The sequence below is a fragment of the Mariniflexile fucanivorans genome, assembly GCF_004341235.1.
Classification (GTDB): domain Bacteria; phylum Bacteroidota; class Bacteroidia; order Flavobacteriales; family Flavobacteriaceae; genus Mariniflexile; species Mariniflexile fucanivorans.
The window spans coordinates 75,509-98,244 of record NZ_SLUP01000004.1 but is presented as its reverse complement, the minus strand read 5'-3'; the positions used below and the strand labels follow the sequence as shown (position 1 = coordinate 98,244).

Annotated in this window: 17 protein-coding genes; 4 read left to right on the top strand and 13 right to left on the bottom strand. The window is 32.3% G+C overall.

What is annotated here, in order from left to right; translation table 11 throughout:
* Positions 1 to 97: 97 nt before the first annotated feature.
* The 9 genes from EV196_RS09625 to EV196_RS09585 form a co-directional block, all read right to left on the bottom strand.
* On the bottom strand, positions 98 to 1,066 hold the full coding sequence (locus EV196_RS09625; protein ID WP_132217544.1) for a phosphatase PAP2 family protein: 969 nt from the start codon (positions 1,064 to 1,066) through the stop codon (positions 98 to 100).
* 88 nt (positions 1,067 to 1,154) lie between these two features.
* Positions 1,155 to 1,721, bottom strand: a complete 567-nt coding sequence (locus EV196_RS09620; RefSeq protein WP_132217543.1) for a phosphatase PAP2 family protein — start codon at positions 1,719 to 1,721, stop codon at positions 1,155 to 1,157.
* A 79-nt stretch (positions 1,722 to 1,800) separates the two neighbouring features.
* Positions 1,801 to 2,682 (bottom strand): diacylglycerol/lipid kinase family protein, encoded by an 882-nt coding sequence (locus tag EV196_RS09615; protein WP_132217542.1) that lies wholly within the window; start codon positions 2,680 to 2,682, stop codon positions 1,801 to 1,803.
* 4 nt (positions 2,683 to 2,686) lie between these two features.
* The gene (locus tag EV196_RS09610) at positions 2,687 to 4,663 is read right to left on the bottom strand and encodes an LTA synthase family protein (protein ID WP_132217541.1); all 1,977 of its coding nucleotides are present in this window, start codon (positions 4,661 to 4,663) and stop codon (positions 2,687 to 2,689) included.
* A gap of 88 nt (positions 4,664 to 4,751) precedes the next feature.
* The gene (locus EV196_RS09605) at positions 4,752 to 5,498 is read right to left on the bottom strand and encodes a COG4705 family protein (protein WP_132217540.1); all 747 of its coding nucleotides are present in this window, start codon (positions 5,496 to 5,498) and stop codon (positions 4,752 to 4,754) included.
* Positions 5,499 to 5,513: 15 nt separating this feature from the next.
* Entirely contained in the window at positions 5,514 to 7,916 is a 2,403-nt protein-coding gene (locus EV196_RS09600) for an outer membrane beta-barrel family protein (RefSeq protein WP_132217539.1), read from the bottom strand.
* A 145-nt stretch (positions 7,917 to 8,061) separates the two neighbouring features.
* Positions 8,062 to 8,520 carry a PepSY-like domain-containing protein gene (locus EV196_RS09595; RefSeq protein WP_132217538.1) on the bottom strand — a complete coding sequence of 153 codons (459 nt, stop codon included), beginning with the start codon at positions 8,518 to 8,520 and terminating at the stop codon, positions 8,062 to 8,064.
* Positions 8,521 to 8,599: 79 nt separating this feature from the next.
* Entirely contained in the window at positions 8,600 to 9,847 is a 1,248-nt protein-coding gene (locus tag EV196_RS09590; RefSeq protein WP_132217537.1) for a sensor histidine kinase, read from the bottom strand.
* Between the two features lie 2 nt (positions 9,848 to 9,849).
* Positions 9,850 to 10,524: a response regulator transcription factor gene (locus EV196_RS09585; RefSeq protein WP_132217536.1), complete on the bottom strand. Its 675-nt coding sequence runs from the start codon at positions 10,522 to 10,524 to the stop codon at positions 9,850 to 9,852.
* 189 nt (positions 10,525 to 10,713) lie between these two features.
* Here EV196_RS09585 and EV196_RS09580 point away from each other — a divergent pair, with 189 nt between their 5' ends.
* Positions 10,714 to 12,444, top strand: a complete 1,731-nt coding sequence (locus EV196_RS09580; RefSeq protein ID WP_132217535.1) for an APC family permease — start codon at positions 10,714 to 10,716, stop codon at positions 12,442 to 12,444.
* 253 nt (positions 12,445 to 12,697) lie between these two features.
* Here EV196_RS09580 and EV196_RS09575 read toward each other — a convergent pair whose 3' ends face one another.
* The 4 genes from EV196_RS09575 to rhaD all read right to left on the bottom strand — a co-directional run bounded on the left by EV196_RS09575 (position 12,698) and on the right by rhaD (position 17,934).
* Positions 12,698 to 13,852 (bottom strand): iron-containing alcohol dehydrogenase, encoded by a 1,155-nt coding sequence (locus EV196_RS09575; protein ID WP_132217534.1) that lies wholly within the window; start codon positions 13,850 to 13,852, stop codon positions 12,698 to 12,700.
* A 5-nt stretch (positions 13,853 to 13,857) separates the two neighbouring features.
* On the bottom strand, positions 13,858 to 15,171 hold the full coding sequence (locus EV196_RS09570) for an FGGY family carbohydrate kinase (protein ID WP_132217533.1): 1,314 nt from the start codon (positions 15,169 to 15,171) through the stop codon (positions 13,858 to 13,860).
* A 159-nt stretch (positions 15,172 to 15,330) separates the two neighbouring features.
* The gene (locus EV196_RS09565) at positions 15,331 to 17,118 is read right to left on the bottom strand and encodes an L-fucose isomerase (protein WP_132217532.1); all 1,788 of its coding nucleotides are present in this window, start codon (positions 17,116 to 17,118) and stop codon (positions 15,331 to 15,333) included.
* A 21-nt stretch (positions 17,119 to 17,139) separates the two neighbouring features.
* Positions 17,140 to 17,934, bottom strand: a complete 795-nt coding sequence (gene rhaD / locus EV196_RS09560; protein ID WP_132217531.1) for a rhamnulose-1-phosphate aldolase — start codon at positions 17,932 to 17,934, stop codon at positions 17,140 to 17,142.
* A 103-nt stretch (positions 17,935 to 18,037) separates the two neighbouring features.
* Here rhaD and EV196_RS09555 point away from each other — a divergent pair, with 103 nt between their 5' ends.
* The 3 genes from EV196_RS09555 to fucP all read left to right on the top strand — a co-directional run bounded on the left by EV196_RS09555 (position 18,038) and on the right by fucP (position 22,079).
* Entirely contained in the window at positions 18,038 to 18,937 is a 900-nt protein-coding gene (locus EV196_RS09555) for an AraC family transcriptional regulator (protein WP_132217530.1), read from the top strand.
* Positions 18,938 to 19,250: 313 nt separating this feature from the next.
* Complete coding sequence (gene aldA, locus EV196_RS09550) at positions 19,251 to 20,690, top strand: aldehyde dehydrogenase (RefSeq protein WP_132217529.1); 1,440 nt, start codon at positions 19,251 to 19,253, stop codon at positions 20,688 to 20,690.
* Between the two features lie 90 nt (positions 20,691 to 20,780).
* The gene (fucP, locus tag EV196_RS09545) at positions 20,781 to 22,079 is read left to right on the top strand and encodes an L-fucose:H+ symporter permease (RefSeq protein ID WP_132217528.1); all 1,299 of its coding nucleotides are present in this window, start codon (positions 20,781 to 20,783) and stop codon (positions 22,077 to 22,079) included.
* The last annotated feature ends 657 nt before the right edge of the window (positions 22,080 to 22,736 follow it).

Here is a 22,736-nt window from a genome sequence, read left to right as displayed (position 1 = left end):
TGCTAAAGTATTTATAATAAAGGAAACCGTTAAGTAGAAAGCTTTTTAAGTTTCTTAATATGACTTTTATTTAATATTAAAAACGACAGATTGATAATTAAAATACAACTGTTACTTTTAACATCTTGAATTCCGAATCAAAAGTAAACCCAAAATTTGTTTTAAATCTTGGCTTTATAATTTCATCCGTTAAATCTCTTTTAAAATTTTTATCAATCCTTCTATTTGCTGCATTTTTTCCTATTACATAACCAATTAGAATTGCCAATGGATAATCGGATATCCAGTGTACTCTGGCACTCATCATTTCAAAAGCCATTAATCCCATAAGTGAATATCCAATAGGTTTAACCCATTTTGCATCTGGATAATTGGTTGAAATCACGGTTATGGTTGCCATCATGGTTGCTACATGACCTGATGGAAAAGCATCATAATTTGGAGTTTCTGTTTGAAAAGATTTAAAACTAGGAAATGGTGTCCAATGTCCTCCTGCATTTCCGCTTTCAATTGCTGCACTCGGACTTTGCCTACCTGAAATTCTTTTTAATATTTGTGTTGTTAACCCTGTTGATATTAAAATCTCAACCAGTTCGTTGGCTGTGTTTAAAGCTCTAAAATCATTATTTATTTTTCCAATTGAATAAAACGTGCCACCAATAAGTAATGTAGTTACCCCGTTACCTAAAAAATAAACTGCTGCATTTATATCTCTTGGAAATAATTCAAGAACACCAAAAAGTCTATCGTAAGTTGCATCTTTATTCCAGCCTATTGGTTCTCCCAATTCCATAGCATTTTCTAATAGTTTCTGGTCGAAAGGTATGAGAGCTACTGTACTTCCAAAAGTTAAACTTGTCCACAGTAAATTTTCTTTTTGCAAAGTAAACTTCCCAAGTTCTGCTAAATCTCTTGGCGCATATTTTATGACCTCTAGGAGTTTCGGTTTTTTATAGGTATAAGCTGTTCCGTTGTCAAGGTAAAAAGTTTGTGTTTCTTCCTTAGAAATTTGTGAAAATCCAAGTAACGGAATAAATAACAAGAACCATGAAGTTAATTTCAGCATAATTTCAATTAGTAAAATTGGTCAATCATCTTTATAAAGATAAATATTTATTGATGCCTTTAAAATTAAATATTAGCAAGAATACCAATTAAAATTTATAAGTCACTCCAAGTAAATATTCACCACTTCCGCTATTAAAAGATAATTCATAATGTTCCTTTAGGTAGGGTGTTGTAAATAAATAGGTGCTTCCTACGCCAACTAACACCCCTCCTAAAACATCCCAAGCATCATGTCTGTCTTCTAAACCTTCCAATCGGCTAAAAGCTGTAAATCCTGCCACTGCATAAGCTGGAATACCATACCCCCAACCGTAACGGCGTTGCAAAAATGAAGCTCCCTGAAACGCATTGGATGTATGCCCTGACGGAAATGCATGACCATCTGTTCTACCTTCTGGTCGCGGTTTGTTAATGCTATATTTTAAAGCGTAAGTTAGTGCTAAATTTGTTCCATAGGATTTGGTAAATTGCCAAAACCCTTTTTTATCTTTTTTAGCTATTATAACAATAAGTGAGGTTAATGCTGGTGCATGTTGCGCATAATCGCCTATGTCTTGAATTGTTTTTTCAGTTCGATATTCGGAAGGTGTTTCATTTTGAGCTAGAACGATTGATGGAATAAAAATTGCTAACAAAAATATTATTGGCTTCATCTATTGTTTATTAAATTTCTAATAAAAGTATAGTTGAAACCTTAATTAATTCTTAAGTTATTTTTAAAGTGAATTTTGTTTAAACGATAATAATTAATGCTTGTTCATTTATACTTATTTCTATCGAAGATTCTTGTATTTTCAGAAATTCACCATCTAATTGTGCTTCAAAATAATCACCTTGATTTCGTTGTAACTTAATAGCCTTGGTTTGAAAACACCTTGCTTCCTTCAGTGTTTTCGGCTTTTTTAAAAGCATGAAAATTCCAAAAAGCAACATTTTGGCATTGTTTAAATTCGGAACAATTAATACATCAAGCAATCCGTCTTGTAATGAGGCTTTTGGGGTTAAACTAACATGATAGCCTAATTCGTTGGTATTTGAAATGAAAATTAAAAATGGGTTAGCGAAAGATTCCAATTCATTAATTTCAATTTCTATATTCCTTTTTTTATTGAATTCTTTGTATGATTTGATGGATGCTTTTATATAGTAATACAAGGTTCTTTTCTGTAAATGCTCATAATTTTTAATGACACTAGCGGAAAAACCAAACCCAACATTACTAAAAAAATAATGTTCGTTGACGCAGCCAACATCAATTTTGGTTTGATGATTGTTTTTAATAACCTCGATGGCTTTTTTTACATTTTGTGGAATTTTAAGATTGGATGCCAATCCATTTCCAGAACCAACTGGAATGATTCCGAGCGGGATATTGGTATTTACTAAAGTAGATGCTACCTCGTTTATGGTACCGTCGCCACCACAAGCAACAATAATAGTTGCTTTTTGATTCACAGATTCTTTGGTTAAATCGATGGCATGACCTTTATATGACGAACATTTTACGGTTAGTTTATATTGACTTTCATCAAAATAATCTTGTAAAAAAGTTTCAGAAAAACCATGATTTCCTGTTCCTGCAATGGGGTTTACTATAAAATGAATACTTATCAAACTTTTACTCTTTAATTTTTAATTTTCCGTTGCGGTATAAACCGTCTGCGACTTGATAAAATGAGATACTTCTGTGCTCAAAATCTTTATCTGTTGGTATTAGTTTTTGACTATTATCTAAGGGATTCCATAAATAGAAATGGGAGTTTTTTTGTTCATCAAGCACCAAAACCTTATTGTCTTTTAAATAGCCCAATTTCCTGTAGTTTCCAATAAAAGCCCTTTCATCCTCTGGCTGCATTGTTAAAATGTTTTTCCCGAAAAAATTAGAAGTATAATCCCAATTTAAAACCGAAAACAGGGTTGGAAACACATCAATTTGAGAAGCTAATGTGTTGACTTTTTCTGTTTGAATATTAGGTGAATTGAATATTAATGCAGGTATATGATAATTGTTAACATCTAGTTCCCAACGTCCGGCACTACTAGCGCAATGGTCGCTCATAATCACAAAAACGGTATTTTTATACCAAGGTTTTTGTTTTGCTTTTTTAATGAATTCGCCTATAGCATAATCGGTATATTTTACTGCGCCATTTCGTCCGGTTCCCGATGGAATATCAATAACACCTTCAGGATAGGTATATGGTTTGTGGTTTGAAGTCGTCATTACAAAATCGAAAAAAGGGGTTTCGTTTGCATAGGCTTTATCGGCTTCTTTCAACACTTTATTATAAATATCCATATCGCAAACACCCCAAGCATTTTCAAAGGTTACTTCATTATCTTCAATATTGGTGCGTGTTGTAGTAATTGATTTATCTAAAAGAAATCCTCTGCCTCTATCAATTATATTAAATCCATTACCGCCAAAAAACGTATTCATGTTATCGAAATAACCATCGCCACCATAAAAGAAATTACGTTTGTACCCTTGTTGTTTAAACACTTCGCCAATGGTAAACAAACCTTGGTTTTGTTTTCGTTTTACAATACTGCGCCCAGGAGTTGGTGGTATTGATAAGGTTATTGCTTCCATGCCTCTTACGGTACGTGTTCCTGTGGCATATAGGTTATCAAAAAACAAACTGTTGTTTGCTAATGAATCTAAAGTAGGGGTGATATTGTCTTCATTTCCAAAGACTTTTAGAAAGTTTCCACTTAAACTTTCAATGCAAATAAAAATGACATTCGGTTTTATTGGATTTTGAACGCTATCTGAATTTATTATGGTTCTAAAAATTGAATTTTCATTAGGGTTTTCAAACGTCGTTTTTGCATCTTTTAAACTTGTTTTTACAGTTTGAAACGCTTCTTTTTCAGGAATGATTTTATAGAATTCATTATAGGGTAACTCATTATTTCTGAAAGCTGCAAAGAAGGAGTAGATTCCAGATTTAGCCAATTCATTGTTATAGCGGTTTTCAGAAAAATCTGCTTGTTTGTTGGTGAACAAGAATACGCTTAATAATACAATAATTAACCAAGGCATAGAGGCTATTAACTTAGTTTTAAATAAGGTTTCACTTGAAAATGTTTTTTTAAAGAATCCTAATTTGTTTACAATGAATATACTAGATAAAACCAGCGCTAACATTGCAGAAATTAGTATGGGTAATGGATAAGATTCATTAATGTTTTTTACAACTTCATATGTGTAAACCAAATAATCGACAGCTATAAAATTGTAGCGTCGTTGAAACTCGTCCCAAAAAGTAATTTCACCAAAAAACGAAAAGTATAAAATGAATACGCTTAATGAAAAGCCAAAATAAACGGCAATTTTATCAAAGATAGATCCATGAAATTTTTTAGGAATTACCAAAAGATACATGAGAAATGGTATTGCAAAGAAGGAAACAGTTGCTAAATCGAACAAAAAACCAATAAAAAAGGTGTTTGCTAATATGAAAAAACTTTTATCCACTTCGGAAAAATTCCAAACCAAAAAACTTAATCGCACTAAAAACGATAGGAGCAAAAACAAAACAATAAACGCTTTGAGCAATGCAAAACGCGAGGGGAATAATTTAAATGACATGTAATTTAGTTTAATTGAAAACGAAATTAATGCCCAATTCTAAAGAAAAACTTAAGCTAAAAATAAATGGTAAGCGAAATAGCTAAAACTATTCCATAATTTTATTTTTCAATTTGTTATGAGATACAAAAATTAAAATAGTCATTACTATTATTGAAACGATAGAAGCATTTAAAGTCCCTAAATCCAGACCACCTTTTGCAAGTGGTTTGGTTAAAAAATCTCCAAAAGTGGCTCCAAAAGGTCTTGTAAAAATAAAGGCTATCCAGAATAAAATAACATGGTTTATGGTGGTTTTATAATGTAACAATACTACCACCAAAATTATTCCGGCAGTAATCATGGCACCATTAAGATAACTTAACCCAACTACATCGCTTAAATAATCGCCAAAGGCAGTTCCCAAACTATTTGAAAAGAGAATGGCTACCCAATAATAAACCTCTTTATCTCTATCAAAAATTGGAAATACCTTTAAGTTTTTGAATTTTTTGTTCCAAAGAAATAAGGTTAAAATCAAACCTGAAAACAACACCAAGCTACCTAAAGTATATCCTAAATGTAAACTTCTATCTAGAAAATCAGATATTTCGGTTCCTAAGGTTGTGGTAGCTATAATGACCAACCAATAAAAAACAGGAATGTATTTTTTAGTTAATAATTGAACGGAAAGGACGATTAAAAAGAAAACTAAAGTTATAAAAATACCAGTTAGGTAACCAAGATTTAAGGTCATGGATAGATAATCGCCTAAAGTTTCCCCTAAAGTGGTTGCCACAATTTTCATTAACCAGAAAATCAATGTAATTTCGGCTACTTTGTTTAACTTTTTCATGTTCATTTTTAAAGATTAAAACTTATAACTATACCCCAAGCGTATTACCTGAGATTCGGCGTAATTACTACTGGTATATTGAAACCCATCACCAAAAACTTGTGTTTTTACGGTCATGGTATTTAAAAGGTCGGTGGCATTTAAAAATAATTCACCTTTACCCTTTTGAATCGATTTTTTAATGCCAAAATCTAACGAAAAACGCGATTCTATTTTTCCTTGCGGAATAATATCTGCAGCTAAATAAACGGCGCTTAATTGTGCATTTACTTTTTCAGAAAACTTTAGTGTATTATTAAGTTTTAAACTTCCAGAAGTTGTTTTTTGTGTATCGGCTGAAAAAGTATTGGGTGTTGGATATAAATTTTGAACTGTGAAGGAGTCTATTTGATTTCTATAAATATTTCCGTTTAAATTTAAGGAATACCAATCTGTAACCTCTTGTTCAAAAACCATTTCAATCCCAGAATTATAACTTTTTCCTGCATTTTGAAAGATGGCATAAATGACATTACTTGTACCATCTGTTGAAGAAATTCGGGTAATGGTGCCATCAGCAAAACGATGATAAAGTGCAGCATACAAACTACCTTGTTCCCAACTGGTTTTATAACCCAATTCCACAAGGTTTGTAAATTGCGGACGTAACCCAGGATTGCCCACTTTTATCAATTCCACATCGTCATATTTTGGAAAAATGCGAATATCAACTTCGTTCGGTCTGTCAACTCTACGATTATAAAAAACAGACATTTTGTTGTTTTCATTAAACTTATAGGCAAATCGCATGTTTGGGAAAGGCTCGGTATAATTGTAACCATCACTTTTATAGGTGTTATGGTCTGGGTTTACTAAATAATTTAAATCCACATACTCCATTCGTAAGCCAATTTCGGCTTCGTAGGTTTCGTTCTCAAAACTATAATTTCCGTAAAGCGCAGGAATTATTTCTTTGTATTCTGCCCATCCACCTGCACCGGCATCTATTGGTGAATTTTGCCCTTGAAAAAATTGCATGTTTATTGGAATGTTTCGCTTTCTTAACTTGATACCTGTTTCAAACTTTCCGTATTTTAACGGACGAATATAATCGACATTAAAATCGTAAACCTGTTCATCTGAAAGTAAAACAAAAGAATCTAAACCAGTAAAAGTGGGTTGTATATTCTCGAAAAAATATTTTTCATCTTCTCTGTGGAAGGTGTAATTAAAACCAACATTTAATAAACGACCAGCTTCTTTAAATTTATGCTGATAATTGGCAGTTGCCATAATGGTGGTTTTAACTTCGTCTTCTAAAAACTTCCAAAGATAGAGGCGTTCAAAATTTTCATCAACAAAAGGTTCGTCGCCATTATCAATAATAATTTCTCCACCATACAAACCCGATATTGTTAGTGTGTTTTGGTCGTCTATATTCCAATCCAATCCAGATTTTAGAGTTATAAACTGTGTATCTCTATTTCTTTTGGTTTGCCTGTTTATAATCGTTCCGTCATCATAAATACGGTTTACAAATTCATTTTTATTAAGCGTTTCTGTATATAAATAATCGCCTTGAAAAAAAAGATTTACTTTATTCTTTCGATAATTAAGAGATAACGACGGATTGATTTTTGGCGTGAAGGTATATTGTGGTCTGATGTCTGGAAAATTGGCTTTTCGCTCCCATAAAGACCCAAGTCCGCCAGTAAAACCTACTTTACCATTAAACCCTTGCACCTTATTTTTTTTATAAATGATATTGATGATACCTGCATTTCCGTTAGCATCATATTTAGACGATGGGTTATTGATAATCTCAATTTTTTCAATTGCCGAAGCTGGAATATTATCCAATCCGCTTTGGTTTCCAAAACCAGTTAAAGCGGTTTGTTTACCATCAATAAGCACAGTTACTTTATCGTTTCCGCGTAATTGCACTTTGCCTTCTTGTATAGTAACACTTGGTAAATTTTGCATTGCTTGTAGCACAGAACCACCACTTTGACTTATATTATCTTTTAAATCATAGGTTTTTTTATCCATTTTGGTACTTACTTCGTCTTGTTCTGTTGTAACTAAAACTTCACCAAGAGACGTTATGTTTTCTGTTAATTCAATGGTTTTTACATCTAAGTATTTTGATAGTTTTCCAACAAAATGCGATTGGGTTTCTGTATTATATCCTATAACTGATACTTCTAAAATATAGTTTCCTGATGTTACATTTTCAATAGTAAATCTGCCTTCTTCATTGGTTGCGGTTCCTGTTACAAAAACATTATTTTTTTCAGATTTTAAAATAACATTGGCGTAAGGAATTGAGGTTTGCGATTCCTTATCTTTTACAATACCTGAAATGGTAATATTGGATTGCGCGGATAAATTTGAATAAAATGAGGTGATTAATACTAATAAAATAAATTTTCTAAACATGCGAAATTCTTTTGACAATAGTAACTATAAAATCTTAAGAGAAACTTAAGATAAAGTGTTTCTGTGATTGATGCTTTTTGAAATTGATCAAAAAAAAATGCTAAAAACAATAGGCAGTTTTTAGCATTTCATAAAGTTTGAAATATTAATCGTTTTCTTCGTCTTCTTTAAGTTCTTTTTTTAGAATTTTTCCATTCGTATCAAAAACAACTTCCATTTCAATTTTATCTTTTTCAATTTCAAATTCATAAAAAACACCTTTAGATGTTTCTGAAATTTCGGCTTCCTCAATAGCGTATCCTGAAAATTCAGATTTCAAAGTATTCAAAATGTTTTTTGGTACATCTTTCATCTTAATGTCATGTTCTGTTTCTAGCCATGTTCCGTCAGATAAAAAATTTGCAGAATATTCGACTTTATTCATTTTGAATTCTGCCTCCCATTCTGTCTCAGATTCTTTGTCCCAATCGGCTTTCTTAATGTTGGGGAATTTTTTAGCAAAAGCTTCTTTAACTTTTTGAGGTGGGTCCTTTTTAATTGAAGAAGTGAAAGCCAACAAACTACACCCAATAAAAAGCACTAATAATTTTGTTACTGTTTTCATAATGGATCTATTTTAAATTAAATACCTTACTAAAGTAACGTTTAATTCTAAAGAAAACTTTAAGCAAATCTTAAGAAGTTTACTTGAAAGTTAATTCAAAAAAGTGCTTTTGTTCCTTAAAATAATAGGTGATATTAAAATTATATAAATCACAGATTTTTTTCACAATTGTTAAACCCAAGCCAATAGATTGTTTGTTGTTTGTTTCGGTATAAAATCTTAAAAACAGTTTTTCAGGATTTAATAATTCTGCATTGCCAGCATTCGAAATTATGATGGATTTATTATTGGCGACTATTAAAATATCTTCTTTTCTAGAATTATATTTAATAGCATTCGAAATAAGATTATTAATAAGGATATCGGCTAAATCAACATCCATTGAAACTACTAATTCTTCTTTATAATTGAAAACAATGTTGTTTGCACTTAATTCTTTAAAGCTCTGAAGTTTCATTGAAATTAAGTTGATAAGGTTCACAGATTCTACTTTATCAAACTGATTATTATCTACTTTTGTAAGAAGCGTGATTTTTTGATTTAGAATTTTGAGGCGTTGAATATCTTTTTGAATGCTAGTAATTTCTTCGAATTGCTTATCGCTAATAGAATTGTCGTTTATAATATTATCAATTTTTGCTTGTATAATAGCTAGTGGCGTTTGCATTTCATGCGACACGTTTTCTGTAAACTGCTTTAAGTTTTCGTAATCTGTTCTTACTTTATTGGTGAGCGTTTTAATTTCATTATTTAATTCTGAAAATTCTAAAACATCACTATCTTCTAATTCAATTGTTTGATTAGATGTTAATGAAAACCTTTTCATATGTTCCAAATTTTTAAAAAATGGGCTCCAAAGTTTAATGTTCCTAGCTGTATTAAAATAGAACAGAAAAAGAAATGCTGATACAAATATTGTAATGGTAGATGCTACAATAGCAATTAGAATTTGGTCATTTTCAACCACTAAATCTCTAACCGTTATTTGATAAATTTGGTTGTTAATAGTTTCATAAGTAGTGAATTCTCTAAATACTTCCATCTCTTTTTGAGCAGGATCGTAAATAAGGGTATCTTTAAAAATTTGTGGTTTTAATTTTTCTACTTTATAAATTTCGGTTATAGGCGGTAAAGAAAATAGCTCCTTTTTATCTTTAATAGCATCAACTATTCTGGCTTCTATGGAATATAATTCTTCTTCAATTTCTTGTTGTAAAAGATATTTGGTGTAAAAATATAAAACAGCGGTGCTTAAAATTGTTAAAACCAATCCTGTTAAAAGGAAGGTTTTAGACGTTTTTTTAATAAGCTTCGTTTTTTTAGTCATTTTTAGTCTTCCATAAATTTATAGCCACTACCATATGCTGTTTTAATATATTTTGAACCTTCAACGGTTAGCTTTTTACGCAAATTGTTGATATGAACGTAAATAAAATCAAAATTATCAAGTAAGTCGCTATTGTCGCCCCAAAGATGTTCTGCTATAATTTCTTTGGATAAAACCCGTCCTTTATTGGATATAAAAAACACCAATAAATCGTACTCTTTTCTAGTGAGAGCTATATCTTTCCCGTTTATAAATACGGATCTAGACTTCGTGTCTATGGAAATTTCGTTGAATTCTAAAATATCGTTTCCTCCAAATTTACCTCTTCTTAAAACGGCAGTTATTCGCGCATTTAGTTCGGCTAAATGGAAGGGTTTTGTAATATAATCATCGGCTCCTAAATCCAAGCCTTCCAATTTATCCGTTAATGAGTTGTTTGCAGAAATAATGATAACACCCAAAGACTTTTTTTCTTTTTTTATGAATTTAAGAATGTCTAATCCGCTACCTGTTATTAGGTTAATATCTAATATTATTACATCATAGTCATACAAAGCAACTTTTTCGGATGCTTCTTCAAAATTAGAAGCAACTTCGCAAACGTTTCCATCGCGGTTCAAATATTTCACTATAGATTGCTGTAAATCGATTTCGTCTTCAGCTATTAAATATTTCATAACTATAAAATTAATGCTTTAAAATTAGTAATGGATTCTTAATTCAATCTAAAGTTGAAAATTTAAATCTTATCAAAAAGGAATGCAGAGTAACACACTAAATCTTTCGTTATTAATAAGTATATTTATGCTACCTAAGTAGCGATCTTATTATATTGATACTCTTATCTATAAAGTTTATAATTACTTATGTCTAAAAAACTTAATCAACTCGAAGCCACAGCTATTTGCGGTAATGACATTAGTTCATCCTGTTTGTATGTATCTGCTTTAGCCATTGTTTATGCAGGACAATACGCTTGGATATCTTTACTAATGGTTGCTGTTGTCCTCTATTTTTTTAGGAGTATTTATGGCGAAGTTGTTGGTGCATTGCCGCTTAATGGCGGTGCTTATAATGCGTTGTTGAATACCACAAAAAAATCAACAGCTTCTTTGGCTGCAACTTTAACGGTTTTATCTTATATGGCAACTGCGGTTATTTCGGCTAGCGAAGCGGTTAAATATGCACACAGTATTTGGCATGTAATACCTATTTTACCTGTTACTATTGCATTGCTTTTTATTTTTATGGCCTTGGTTACCATTGGTATTGGTGAATCCTCAAAAGTGGCTATTGTTATCTTTCTTTTTCATTTAGCTTCATTGGTTATTTTGTGTGGTTTCTGCATATATTTTTTCATTGAAAATGGTACTGAAACGTTGTTTTCTAATTTCAATACACCTGTTAAAGGAGGCATTGTCACTGCTTTATTTTTAGGATTTTCTGCAGCTATGCTTGGTATTAGCGGATTTGAAAGTTCTGCAAATTATGTAGAAGAACAACAAAAGGGCGTGTTCCCAAAAACACTTCGCAACATGTGGATTGTTGTAACCGTTTTTAATCCTTTGATAGCCTTTTTAGCGTTGGCCATTATACCCATACACACGGTTGTTGCAAATCAAGACGCCTTACTTTCTGTTTTAGGGGAAACCGCAAGCGGAAATTGGCTTTCATTATTAATTGGTATTGATGCGTCTTTGGTTTTAAGTGGTGCCGTATTGACCTCATTTGTAGGTGTAGGTGGCTTAATGAAACGCATGGCATTGGATAGAATATTACCGAAACAACTTTTAATAAAAAACAAAAAAGGAAGCAATTACTTAATCTATAGTCTATTTTTTATATTATGTGTTTCCATACTATTAATAACCCAAGGAGATTTAGCAAAATTAGCGGGCATATATACCATCGCTTTTTTATCGGTTATGATGCTTTTTGGTATTGGGAATTTACTTTTAAAGGTAAATCGTTCCCGATTGCCACGACCAGAAAAATCGAGTTGGCTCGGATTATTTATTGCCGTTATGGCGGTAATAGCGGCGATAGTTGGTAACATTATTTTAAATCCTGAAGACTTGGGTATTTTTATGGAATACCTAATCCCTGCTTTGGGCATTGTTTTTTTTATGCTTTACCGCACCTATATTTTTAAAATATTCTTAACTATTTTAGATTATATTTTTCCAGACAAAGGCACGCTTTTCCGGAAATTGAACACCAAAACAAAGCAATTACTTAAAAACATCAACAAACAGCAGTTTGTGTATTTTACCAACCATGACGATGTTGCAACACTAAACCGTGTGTTACTTTATATATCAAACAATGAAGCTACAAAACGCGTAAAAATCGTTACTGTACTTAATAAAGATGAAACGTTTGCCATAAATTTAAAAAAGGATATTGAAACATTAAACAGAGCTTATCCTTTAATAGATGTTGAATTTATTGAAGAACCAGGAGTTTTTGGACCAGAGAAAATAAAAGAGCTCTCAAAACGCTGGAACATTCCATCAAACTTTATGTTTATAGCATCGCCTGGCGATAAATTCCCCTATAAAATTCAAGAATTGGGAGAGGTAAGATTAATTATTTAAATGAAAGCTATTCTGTTTTGAAAACTTAACAAATGGCTTAATGATTAAAAATAGCTGGCAGAATCTGCTTTATCCATTGCTCATTTCTTTTGAAGATAAATTAAAACATTTAAGTAAACTAGAGGAAAATTATCTAGTTTACTTAAATGACACTTAATTTTTATAATGAACCTGCGTAAGGTTGATTTTTTTTTGAAGCTACAAAATCTTCTTTTAAATGAAAATAAGTAATGTATTACTTATCTTCATCGTACTACATAGCTGCTTTATAAATTGCTATGGCATCTTCTAAGGAGACTTCTCTAGGGTTACCTCCAGTACAAACATCATCGAGCGCATGTTCAGCCATAATTTTAAAATCTTCTTCTTTAACACCTAATTCTTTAAGTCCAGAAGGTATTCCAACGGCTTTAGATAATTTTTCAATTGCTTTTATTGCTGCTTCAGCGCCTTCTAAATCATTTTTATCATTCACCTCAACACCCATAGCTCTCGCTACTTTTTTAAGTTTATGTGTGCAAGAAGGAATATTAAATCGTTCTACATGTGGCAATAAAATGGCGTTTGCAACACCATGTGGCATATCGTACATGCCTCCTAATTGATGCGCAAGCGAATGCACAAAACCCAAACCTGCATTAGAAAATGATTGTCCAGCAATAAATTGTCCCCAAGCCATTTTACTTCTAGCCTCTAAATTACTACCGTTATGCACAGCTTCTTCTAAACTAGATGCTATCAATTTTATAGCCTCTAAAGCCAAAGCATCAGACCAATGAAAAGCACCTTTACACACATAAGATTCAATAGCGTGTGTTAAAGCATCCATACCTGTTGCTGCAGTTAATGAAGCTGGCTTGCCTAACATTAATTCTGGGTCGTTAATGGCAATAGAAACCAAACAGTTTTTATCAACCATTACCATTTTAATATGGCGTTCTACATCTGTTATAACATAATTTATAGTAACTTCACTAGCAGTTCCTGCAGTTGTATTAATAGCTAATATGGGTAACGATACTTTTTTAGATTTATGAATTCCTTCATAATCGTTAATATCACCTCCATTGGTCGCCAAAATACCAATGGCTTTACCACAATCTTGTGGAGAACCACCACCAAGAGTTATGATGACGTCGCAATTGTTTTCTTTTAACAACTTTAACCCATTATTTACATTTTTCACTGTTGGGTTGGGCTGTACATTATCAAAAACTGTCACTCCAACATTTGCGCTTTCTATAACATCTATAACTTTTTGTGCAACACCTAATTTAACTAACATTTTATCGGTTACAAAAAGTGCTTTTTTATAAGGTAATTGTTTTAATTCTTCTCCTAATTCTTTTAGAGACCCTGGACCAATTAAACTTAAAGGCGGCAAATAAATTCTTCTACTTTCTAACATATTTTTTATTTTAAATAATCTTTCATTAATAAAGCAGCCCCTAAAGCGCTTTCATTTTTGCAATCTGAAATTTTAATGGTGATATTTGGTTTTAATAGTTTTAAAAATTCAATAAAAACTTCATTTCTATTAAACCCTCCAGAGATATAAACATTAGATATGTTCACATTTTTATCTGAAATTAAATTGATTCCTGAAATTACTTTTTTGCTTATTTCATATATTAATTGATAATATGCAGTTTCATAAGAAGTGAATTTTTGTAGTAATTCAGGGTGTGCTTCAAAGTCTGTATCAATCCCTTCCGATAAAAACACACGTGTACTCGTATCTAATAATTCTTTACAAAGCGTATTATTTAAAACTAAGTCTAAATGTGTGTTAACATCAACCTTAAAATGATCACTTAATGCTTTTAAATACACTTCATGGATTCTACCCAAAAATTGCATAGATGATTTTACTTGCTGTTTTTCAGGCGTCATAAAACACAAGCAATTATTTTTTAACTGGTGTTGTGTTAAGGTTTCTGCACTAAAAGGATTCATTGTAATAATCCATGTTCCGGTGGATAGTAATACAAAATCTTTTCCTTTATCGTTTTCTAAAATGGGAATAATGGATGAAGAACTATCGTGCAAACCAGAACCTACAGCAATTTGTTCGCCATTAATATCTGTTATAATGGCTTCATTCCCTTTACATGGTTCAGGTAAAGTAATATCTTCATCTTTTAACCATTTATGGTATTTCATATTATCAAAATCCCAAGTCGCTGTATGCGCACCAACCGAAGTAAAATCGGCCGTTATTTTTTTTGTAAAAAGAAAACTTAAATACTGTGGATAATGCAAAATAGTTTTTACGTTTTTCCAAATTTCAGGTTTATATTTTCTTAACCTAAGCATCTGAATACCAGTATTTAGCATACCATAAGCAGGAGATGCCGTTTTTCTTGAAAACTCTTCAACGCCACCATTAGACTTATAAAAATCTTCAAAATCGCTTAAATCCAAAGGTTTTAAATAATTATATAACGGAGCAATACGCTGTCCTTTTTCATTAAGATAAATTAATGATGCCCCATGTGTAGAAAAATTTAACGCTTTTATTTTAAAATCGCCTTTGTCTTGTATTTTCTTAATTTCACTTAAAATCCATTTTTCAATAGATTCAATATCGTCACAAGGAAACCCATCTTCATCAACTATCTCATCAAATTGAATGGAATTTTGAGAAACTACATGGTAGTTTTCGTCAAATAAAAACAGCTTTTTATTTGTTTTACCAATGTCTATAATTGCTATTACTTTTTTCATTTTATTGAAGATTTAGATATGAAGAAGCCTCCCTTTTAATTGTACTAGACAATTAAAAGGAGAAAACTTATTCATAGCTTTAAAAAGAGTATGGTATAAAAACAAATTACTTAAACTAACTAAACCAAATAACCTAACTCAATTTAAAACATATAGTATTTACTTTTTGAATCCGTATAAAGGGCCGTAGTTTTCACAAGCTCTGTAATCTGCTCCTTCAAGGTTTTCACCAAAAGCAGACCATGCGCTAGGTCTAAACACATCACTCTCTTCCACATTGTGCATATTCACTGGAATACGTAACATAGCTGCTAGAGAAATTAAATCGGCACCAATATGACCGTGGGAAATAGCGCCATGGTTGGCACCCCATTTAGCCATTACGGTATAAACATCTTTAAAGAAACCTGTTCCCGTTGTTCTTGGCACAAACCAAGTTGTTGGCCATGTTGGATTGGTTCTTTCATCTAAAACGTAGTGTACATCTTCTGGTAATTCAACACTCCATCCTTCAACAAGTTGTAAAACTGGACCAATACCTTTTACTAAGTTTACTCTACACATGGTAATTGGCATAGAACCTTTAGTTTTGAACTGAGATGAGAATCCACCACCTCTGAAATATTCAAAAATAGCGGCTGGCCATTTTGTATTATCTAAACATTTTTTAACTTCTTCTTCGGTAATTTCCCAGAAAGGTTTCATGGTTGGATTACCATCGGCATCCGATTGTTGTGCCGTTGCATCTAAAGTTGTAGAACCAGAATTTATTAAGTGAATGATACCGTTTTCGGCAATACCAGAAAGTTTTTTTCCAGTTACACGTTCCACAGATTCTGGACTCCAATACGTGCGTACATCTGAGAACAATTGTGCTTTACCTGTTAACAAGTGACCAAACAACATAGAAATAGCGTTTAAGCAATCGTTTTCTGTTGCAAATGTATAGGCTTGACGAATACCATTCCAATCGAAAGATGAGTTTAATATTGATTCTGTAAAATCGGCGTTTGGTTGGTAATCGGTCCATTGACGTTGTCCTTGGAAACCACCCATAATAGCATTTCTACCTTTAGACTCTTCACCAAATCCCATCTCTTTCAATTTAGGATTTCCGTTCATTAAGTCTTTACAAATTAAAGTCATTTTTACAACTTTTTCCCATTCGGCATCTTTTTGTTCTGCTGATTTTTGAGTTTCAGGTGTATTATAATCTTTTCCTTCTTTACAGTTTTCTTTAGTCCAAGCTAATGCTTTTTTGTATTCGTCTTGGTCATAAATACCATTATCAATACGTCTTAAAAGCTCAACAGACTCTACAAATTCTGCTCTAACGCCTAAATAATCTTGTAAAAAGTTTACATCGACCATAGAACCTGCAATACCCATAGAACTGTAACCTATTGATAAATATGATTTACCGTTCATTTGAGCTACTGCTAGAGCCGCTTTTACGAAACGTAATATTTTTTCTGAAACATCTTCTGGAATGGTTTGATCACCACCATCTTGAACTTCTTTACCATAAATTCCGAAAGCTGGCAATCCTTTTTGGGAATACCCTGCCAATGCTGCTGCTAAATATACAGCTCCTGGGCGTTCTGTTCCGTTGAAACCCCAAACTGCTTTAGGTGTTAATGGATCGGTATCCATAACTTCAGTTCCATAGCACCAACATGGTGTTACTGTTAACGATACTTCAACACCTTCCCTTTTAAATTTATCGGCGCAAGCTGCTGCATCTGCAACACCACCAATTGTAGTATCTGCAATAACACATTCTACTTTTTCACCACTTGGAAAACGCAATGTTTCTTCAATAAGTTTAGCTGCCGCTTTAGCCATGTCCATACATTGAACCTCTAAAGACTCTCTAACTCCTAGTTCACGTCCATCAATTACTGGACGAATACCTACTTTTGGTAATCTACCTATTAATCTACTCATAGTTTATAATGCTTTTTTATATTATGTAAATTGCTCTAATTCCGTTAATTGCTCATTGGATAATCCTGCAGGTTTAAAACCAGCTGCCCAACATGTTAACAATAATTTAGCGCCTTTGTTTGCTACATCTAAGAAGTCCCATGCTTTTTCAACATCTGGAGCTGTCGCCGTTGCGCCATGTTTTTCCCAAAGCGAAACATTTCTTGTTTTAAAAGCTTCGATAGTAACTTTTGCCAATTCAGCCGTACTAGAAAGTGCATATGGCGTACAATGAACACCTTTAGGAACGAATACTCTAACCTCTGGACACATCATCCATAATTGACGGTTTAATTCTTCTTCATCATTAAATAAATCGTGATGGCTCATACAAATCAATTCAATTGGATGCGTATGTACAACCGCTAAATTTTCTGGATGATTTATTGAATTGAATAAGTGTATACTTGAATGTGAAATTAACTCGCAAGTTGGCCCAAAGTTCTCACGTTTTCCGCCCCAAATAATTGAATACGCCGTAGCATCTTCATTAATATAAAGAATGCACGAAGCTTCTTCTAATTTATCAACTAAATCTCTTAAATAACAACCTGTTCCAGTAATATATATCACAAAACCAGCTGCTCCCTTAGGAAACTCAAAAGGTACTTCTTTACCAATACCTTGAACTTCTTCTTTTTTAAAGAAAGAGGTTAAATTCATTGATATATTGCCCGCATTTCTTTCGGCCCATTCGCGTTGCCATAAATAACCAGCAACTTTGGATACTTTTACTAATTCTGCTTCTACTTGTTTTGGAAGTTTTAAAGTTTTCATAAAAATTTTATATAAAATTGTTACAACAAAAATACTCAAACACTTCGCTATTATAAATATTTAAAATCCGTATTTTTGTATCTAATTCAAACATTGCTACATTATGAAGTTTGTTAAAAATGCTGACTTAGGCGACCCTTCCGCCAACAAACAAAACTTTATCGACCTTAAACTGAAGTTGTTATGTTGCAGATATTGGCTATTGAATTTATGGGATTGCCACGATATGGTTTTTCCATTTTGGCGTTTATATTGGAATAAAAATTCTGGCGGGCAATTAATTCATCAAGAACAAATTTTTGAAATGGACCCCAACCATATATATATTATTCCTCCGTTTACATCTTTTTCATCTCATTACAAAAAAAACCATATTTATAATGAAGGTATCCATGTTTCTGGAAAACACCTCACAAGCCATTTCAATGAAAATGATTATAACGACAAATATTTAATTCATTTCTTCATACATTTTAATTTAGGTGTTCCTTTTGACAATGTGTATCCGGGAATTTTGAAAATTGAATTGACAGATTATTTAAGAGAACGACTGGAGTATCTAACTGAAAGATTAAAAATTGAAAATAAAGACTTCAAGTTAACTTTTAACCTCAAACTGCAAGCCTTTATTAAAGAAGCACTTACTAATATTGGTCCAGAATTATGGAAAGCAATTAATATAGACGAACGTGTTTTAAAAGTGATTCGCTACGCGGAAGTTCATATTAGCCAGAAATTGAGCAATACAGAAATGTCTTCGTTGGTAAATATGGCACCAAATTCATTTGCTCGTTTGTTTAAGGAAGAAATGAATATTACACTTCACAATTTCATTCAAAATAGAAAAATTGCCAAATCTTGCGAATTATTTGAACACACCAGCAAATCCATAGAAACTGTTGCATTTAGTTTAGGGTTTTCAGACCGTTACCATTTTTCCAGAGTGTTTAAATCGGTCACCGGGTTAACACCAGCGGTTTATAAATCTGGTAAATACACTTAATATTGTTTTTACAATGATCTACTTCAAAAATTCAACAATTAACTAACAACAAGCATATTAACCCTTTATTGACGAACTAAAACAACACAAATAATACATAGCAATGTTTAAATTATACATTTTTTTGATTATTACAGATAAAGATTTCACTAGTATTATTGAATAGATTTGTTTTCTCAGGTATAATTAAATAATTTAAAGTTTTTTTAGGTAGAGTTTTTTATTTTGAATAAAAAATCACGTAATTTAACCATCTTGTTATTTCAATTTCAAAAAAAACTTAAAATTAACTAAACTTAAAAACTAAATAAGGATGAAAGAATTTGATCAGTTCATAAACGGAAAATTTATAAAATCGACTTCAACAGATGTTATTGAGATTTTAAACCCTTGCACCGAAGAGGTTTTATCTTTAATGCCAGTTGGAAGTGTTAAAGACGCAGAATTAGCGTTGGATGCCGCACAAGCTTCTCAACATGCTTGGAAATCATTAACAGCCATAGAAAGAGCTGGTTATTTGCATAAAATGGCCGATGTTATTCGTGAAAACAGAATTTCTTTAGCTAAAACTTTAGCTTCGGAACAAGCCAAAGTTATAGGATTAGCTCAAGTTGAAATTGATGTTACCGCCGATTATTTTGACTATAACGCAGGTTGGGCAAGACGTATTGAAGGTGAAATTATTCAAAGTGACCGAAAAAAAGAGCATATCTTTTTGCATAAAGCACCCATAGGTGTAGCCGTTGGTATTTTACCTTGGAATTTCCCTTTCTTTGTAATGGCGCGTAAAATTGCACCATCTTTAGTAACAGGAAATACATGTATTATCAACCCAAGTTCTGTGGCTCCCAATACAGTTATGCAATTTGCAAAATTAATTGAAAAAATTGGCGTTCCTGCTGGTGTATTAAACTTTGTTTGTGGTAAAGGTAGTATTGTTGGAAATGCACTTTCTAAAAGCCCAATTACAGGTATTATTAGCTTAACAGGAAGCGTAGGCGCAGGTCAATTAGTTATGCAAGCTGCCTCTGAAAACATTACAAAAGTGTCTTTAGAATTAGGCGGAAAAGCACCAGCAATTGTTTGTGCTGATGCAAACTTAGATTTAGCCGTAAATGCTGTTGTTTCTTCTAGAGTAATTTTTAGCGGACAAGTTTGTAACTGTGCTGAGCGTGTTTACGTTGAAGATTCTATTTACGACCAATTCATGGAAAAAGTTACCAAGAAAATGTCTGAAGTAAAAGTTGAAGATGCGTTTTCAGATAATAACCCAGATATGAGTAGTATGGTTTCTAAAGACCAAGTTGACAAAGTAGCTGAAATGGTTGAATATGCTAAAAAAGAAGGCGCTGAAGTTGTTGTTGGGGGCACAAGATCTAGTCAATTTGACAAAGGTTATTTTTACCAACCTACATTGTTAACCAATGTAACACAAAACATGCAAATTATACAAGAAGAAGTTTTTGGACCTGTATTACCAGTAATGAAATTTGGAACCTTAGACGAAGCTATTGCTTTAGCTAATGATTGTGAATTTGGGTTAACATCTTCTATATTCTCTGAAAATTTCAATAAAGTCATGCATGCTTGCGATCAATTAGAATTTGGTGAAACATACGTTAACAGAGAGCACTTTGAAGCTATTCAAGGTTTCCATGCCGGATGGAAAAAATCTGGTGTAGGTGGTGCCGATGGAAAACATGGTATGGAAGAATACCTTCAAACCAAAGTTATCTATGCTCAATACAGATAAAAATTAATACTAAAGTAGCTAAGCACCGTTCATTTAAAACATTAAATTGAATGGTGCTTTTTTTTAACACATACCAACACTAATAAACCAATGAATAATTCAGAAAAAATACCTGTAGTTTCCAAGGAAGTTTTAATTCCCTTCATCATAATAACATCCTTGTTTTCACTTTGGGGGTTTGCTAACGATATCACAAACCCTATGGTAGCTGCCTTTGGCACTGTTATGGAAATTTCGACAGCCAAAGCCGCTTTAGTTCAATTTGCATTTTACGGAGGCTATGCAACTATGGCGATTCCTGCGGCGCTTTTTGTTAGAAAATACAGTTATAAAAGTGGTATTCTTTTGGGATTAGTGCTTTACGCCACAGGAGCTTTATTGTTTTATCCAGCTGCTAAATTTGAAGTATTTGGCTATTTTTTAGTTTCTCTATATATATTAACCTTTGGATTAGCTTTTCTTGAAACTACCGCAAACCCATTTATACTTATGATGGGAGATGAACGTACTGCCACCAGACGTTTAAATTTAGCTCAAGCCTTTAACCCAATTGGTTCTTTATTAGGGATGTTTGTAGCTTCAAAATTCATATTGGTTGCTTTGGATTCTGATAAAAGGAATGAAGCTGGCGAACTTATATTCAACACTTTAGATGAAGCAAAAAAGGCTGTAATTAGAACACATGATTTAGAAATTATAAGAAATCCCTATGTTATTCTTGGTTTTGTTGTTATTGCTATGTTGGTTATTATTTCGGTTACAAAAATGCCAAAGAGAGTGAAGAACGACAATCAAACAAGTGCTGCGTCTTCATTTAAAAGATTATTCAGCAATGGAAAATACAAAGAAGGTGTTTTAGCGCAATTATTTTACGTTGCTGCTCAAATTATGTGTTGGACATTTATCATTCAATATGCCGGTAATTTAGGAATTGCAAAGGCTGAAGCCCAAAACTATAATATTGTGGCCATGTCTATTTTCTTATTAAGTCGTTTTATCAGCACTTTTTTAATGAAATACGTGAATTCAAGAAAGCTACTTATGATTTTTGCTCTTTGTGCTATGGCAACAATTTCCGGAGTTATTTTAATTGAAGGTATTGTTGGTTTGTATTTATTAGTTGCAACCTCTGCATTTATGTCTTTAATGTTTCCAACTATTTACGGGATTGCACTTCACGGTTTACCTGAAGAAGATACCGCACTAGGTGCTGCTGGTTTGGTTATGGCCATTGTAGGAGGTGCATTAATGCCTATTTTACAAGGTACTTTAATTGATATGGAAAAAATAGGCCCTTTCTCAGGTGTTAATTTTTCATTTATTTTACCTTTTATATGTTTCTGTTTTATTGCTTTTTATGGCTATAGGACTTTAAAAGTTCATGATTAAGGATATTCTTTTTCCTCAATTCTTCAAATTGTTTGAATAAAAAAACACCTATGAAATCAATAAATTTCATAGGTGTTTTTTTATTGGGTAAAACCAAAAATAAAAATACTATATATTAATTAAAAAGCTCTATTTAAGGATCTAGACCACTAACTTATTGGCTAAAGGTGGCTCACATTGACCGCACTACCCTCATTAATTCTAAAAAAGTGTGAATATGATAAAAACAAAAAAGCCTCCAATCTCTTGGAAGCTTTGATTTTATTAGTGACCTCAAGAGGACAGAATTCGAACTTTTTGAAAGAAGATATTGAAATTATTATCAATAAATCATGTCATATCAGTCGAATTTGAACCCACTGTATCCAAAGGTTACAAGGTAAGGGAACGGTTCCTCCAAGAAAATGAAACCCAAACTTGAAAAAAAACTTCAGGTTATAATCTCAAAGCTGAGAGTTTTCTCAATGTAAATACTAGGCTTCCCGATGTTATTTTTGAAAATCGTGTTCCAAAACGTGTTCCGTTTTATGTTCACTTTTGTTAGTAATAATTTTGGTTGAAATTAGGCGATTTTAGTATAACAAAAAACTATTTTTCCATATAATCCTGCCATTGAATCAATACGTACTTTTTACTATTATTCTCTGTTCTTTTTGT

What these genes read in the sequence shown, in the direction of transcription:
- EV196_RS09625 (WP_132217544.1), bottom strand. Translation starts at nt 1,066, where the DNA reads ATGCTGAAATTAACTTCATGGTTCTTGTTATTTATTCCGTTACTTGGA.
- EV196_RS09620 (WP_132217543.1), bottom strand. Translation starts at nt 1,721, where the DNA reads ATGAAGCCAATAATATTTTTGTTAGCAATTTTTATTCCATCAATCGTT.
- EV196_RS09610 (WP_132217541.1), bottom strand. Translation starts at nt 4,663, where the DNA reads ATGTCATTTAAATTATTCCCCTCGCGTTTTGCATTGCTCAAAGCGTTT.
- EV196_RS09605 (WP_132217540.1), bottom strand. Translation starts at nt 5,498, where the DNA reads ATGAAAAAGTTAAACAAAGTAGCCGAAATTACATTGATTTTCTGGTTA.
- EV196_RS09600 (WP_132217539.1), bottom strand. Translation starts at nt 7,916, where the DNA reads ATGTTTAGAAAATTTATTTTATTAGTATTAATCACCTCATTTTATTCA.
- EV196_RS09595 (WP_132217538.1), bottom strand. Translation starts at nt 8,520, where the DNA reads ATGAAAACAGTAACAAAATTATTAGTGCTTTTTATTGGGTGTAGTTTG.
- EV196_RS09590 (WP_132217537.1), bottom strand. Translation starts at nt 9,847, where the DNA reads ATGACTAAAAAAACGAAGCTTATTAAAAAAACGTCTAAAACCTTCCTT.
- EV196_RS09585 (WP_132217536.1), bottom strand. Translation starts at nt 10,524, where the DNA reads ATGAAATATTTAATAGCTGAAGACGAAATCGATTTACAGCAATCTATA.
- EV196_RS09580 (WP_132217535.1), top strand. Translation starts at nt 10,714, where the DNA reads ATGTCTAAAAAACTTAATCAACTCGAAGCCACAGCTATTTGCGGTAAT.
- EV196_RS09575 (WP_132217534.1), bottom strand. Translation starts at nt 13,852, where the DNA reads ATGTTAGAAAGTAGAAGAATTTATTTGCCGCCTTTAAGTTTAATTGGT.
- EV196_RS09570 (WP_132217533.1), bottom strand. Translation starts at nt 15,171, where the DNA reads ATGAAAAAAGTAATAGCAATTATAGACATTGGTAAAACAAATAAAAAG.
- EV196_RS09565 (WP_132217532.1), bottom strand. Translation starts at nt 17,118, where the DNA reads ATGAGTAGATTAATAGGTAGATTACCAAAAGTAGGTATTCGTCCAGTA.
- rhaD (WP_132217531.1), bottom strand. Translation starts at nt 17,934, where the DNA reads ATGAAAACTTTAAAACTTCCAAAACAAGTAGAAGCAGAATTAGTAAAA.
- EV196_RS09555 (WP_132217530.1), top strand. Translation starts at nt 18,038, where the DNA reads ATGAAGTTTGTTAAAAATGCTGACTTAGGCGACCCTTCCGCCAACAAA.
- aldA (WP_132217529.1), top strand. Translation starts at nt 19,251, where the DNA reads ATGAAAGAATTTGATCAGTTCATAAACGGAAAATTTATAAAATCGACT.
- fucP (WP_132217528.1), top strand. Translation starts at nt 20,781, where the DNA reads ATGAATAATTCAGAAAAAATACCTGTAGTTTCCAAGGAAGTTTTAATT.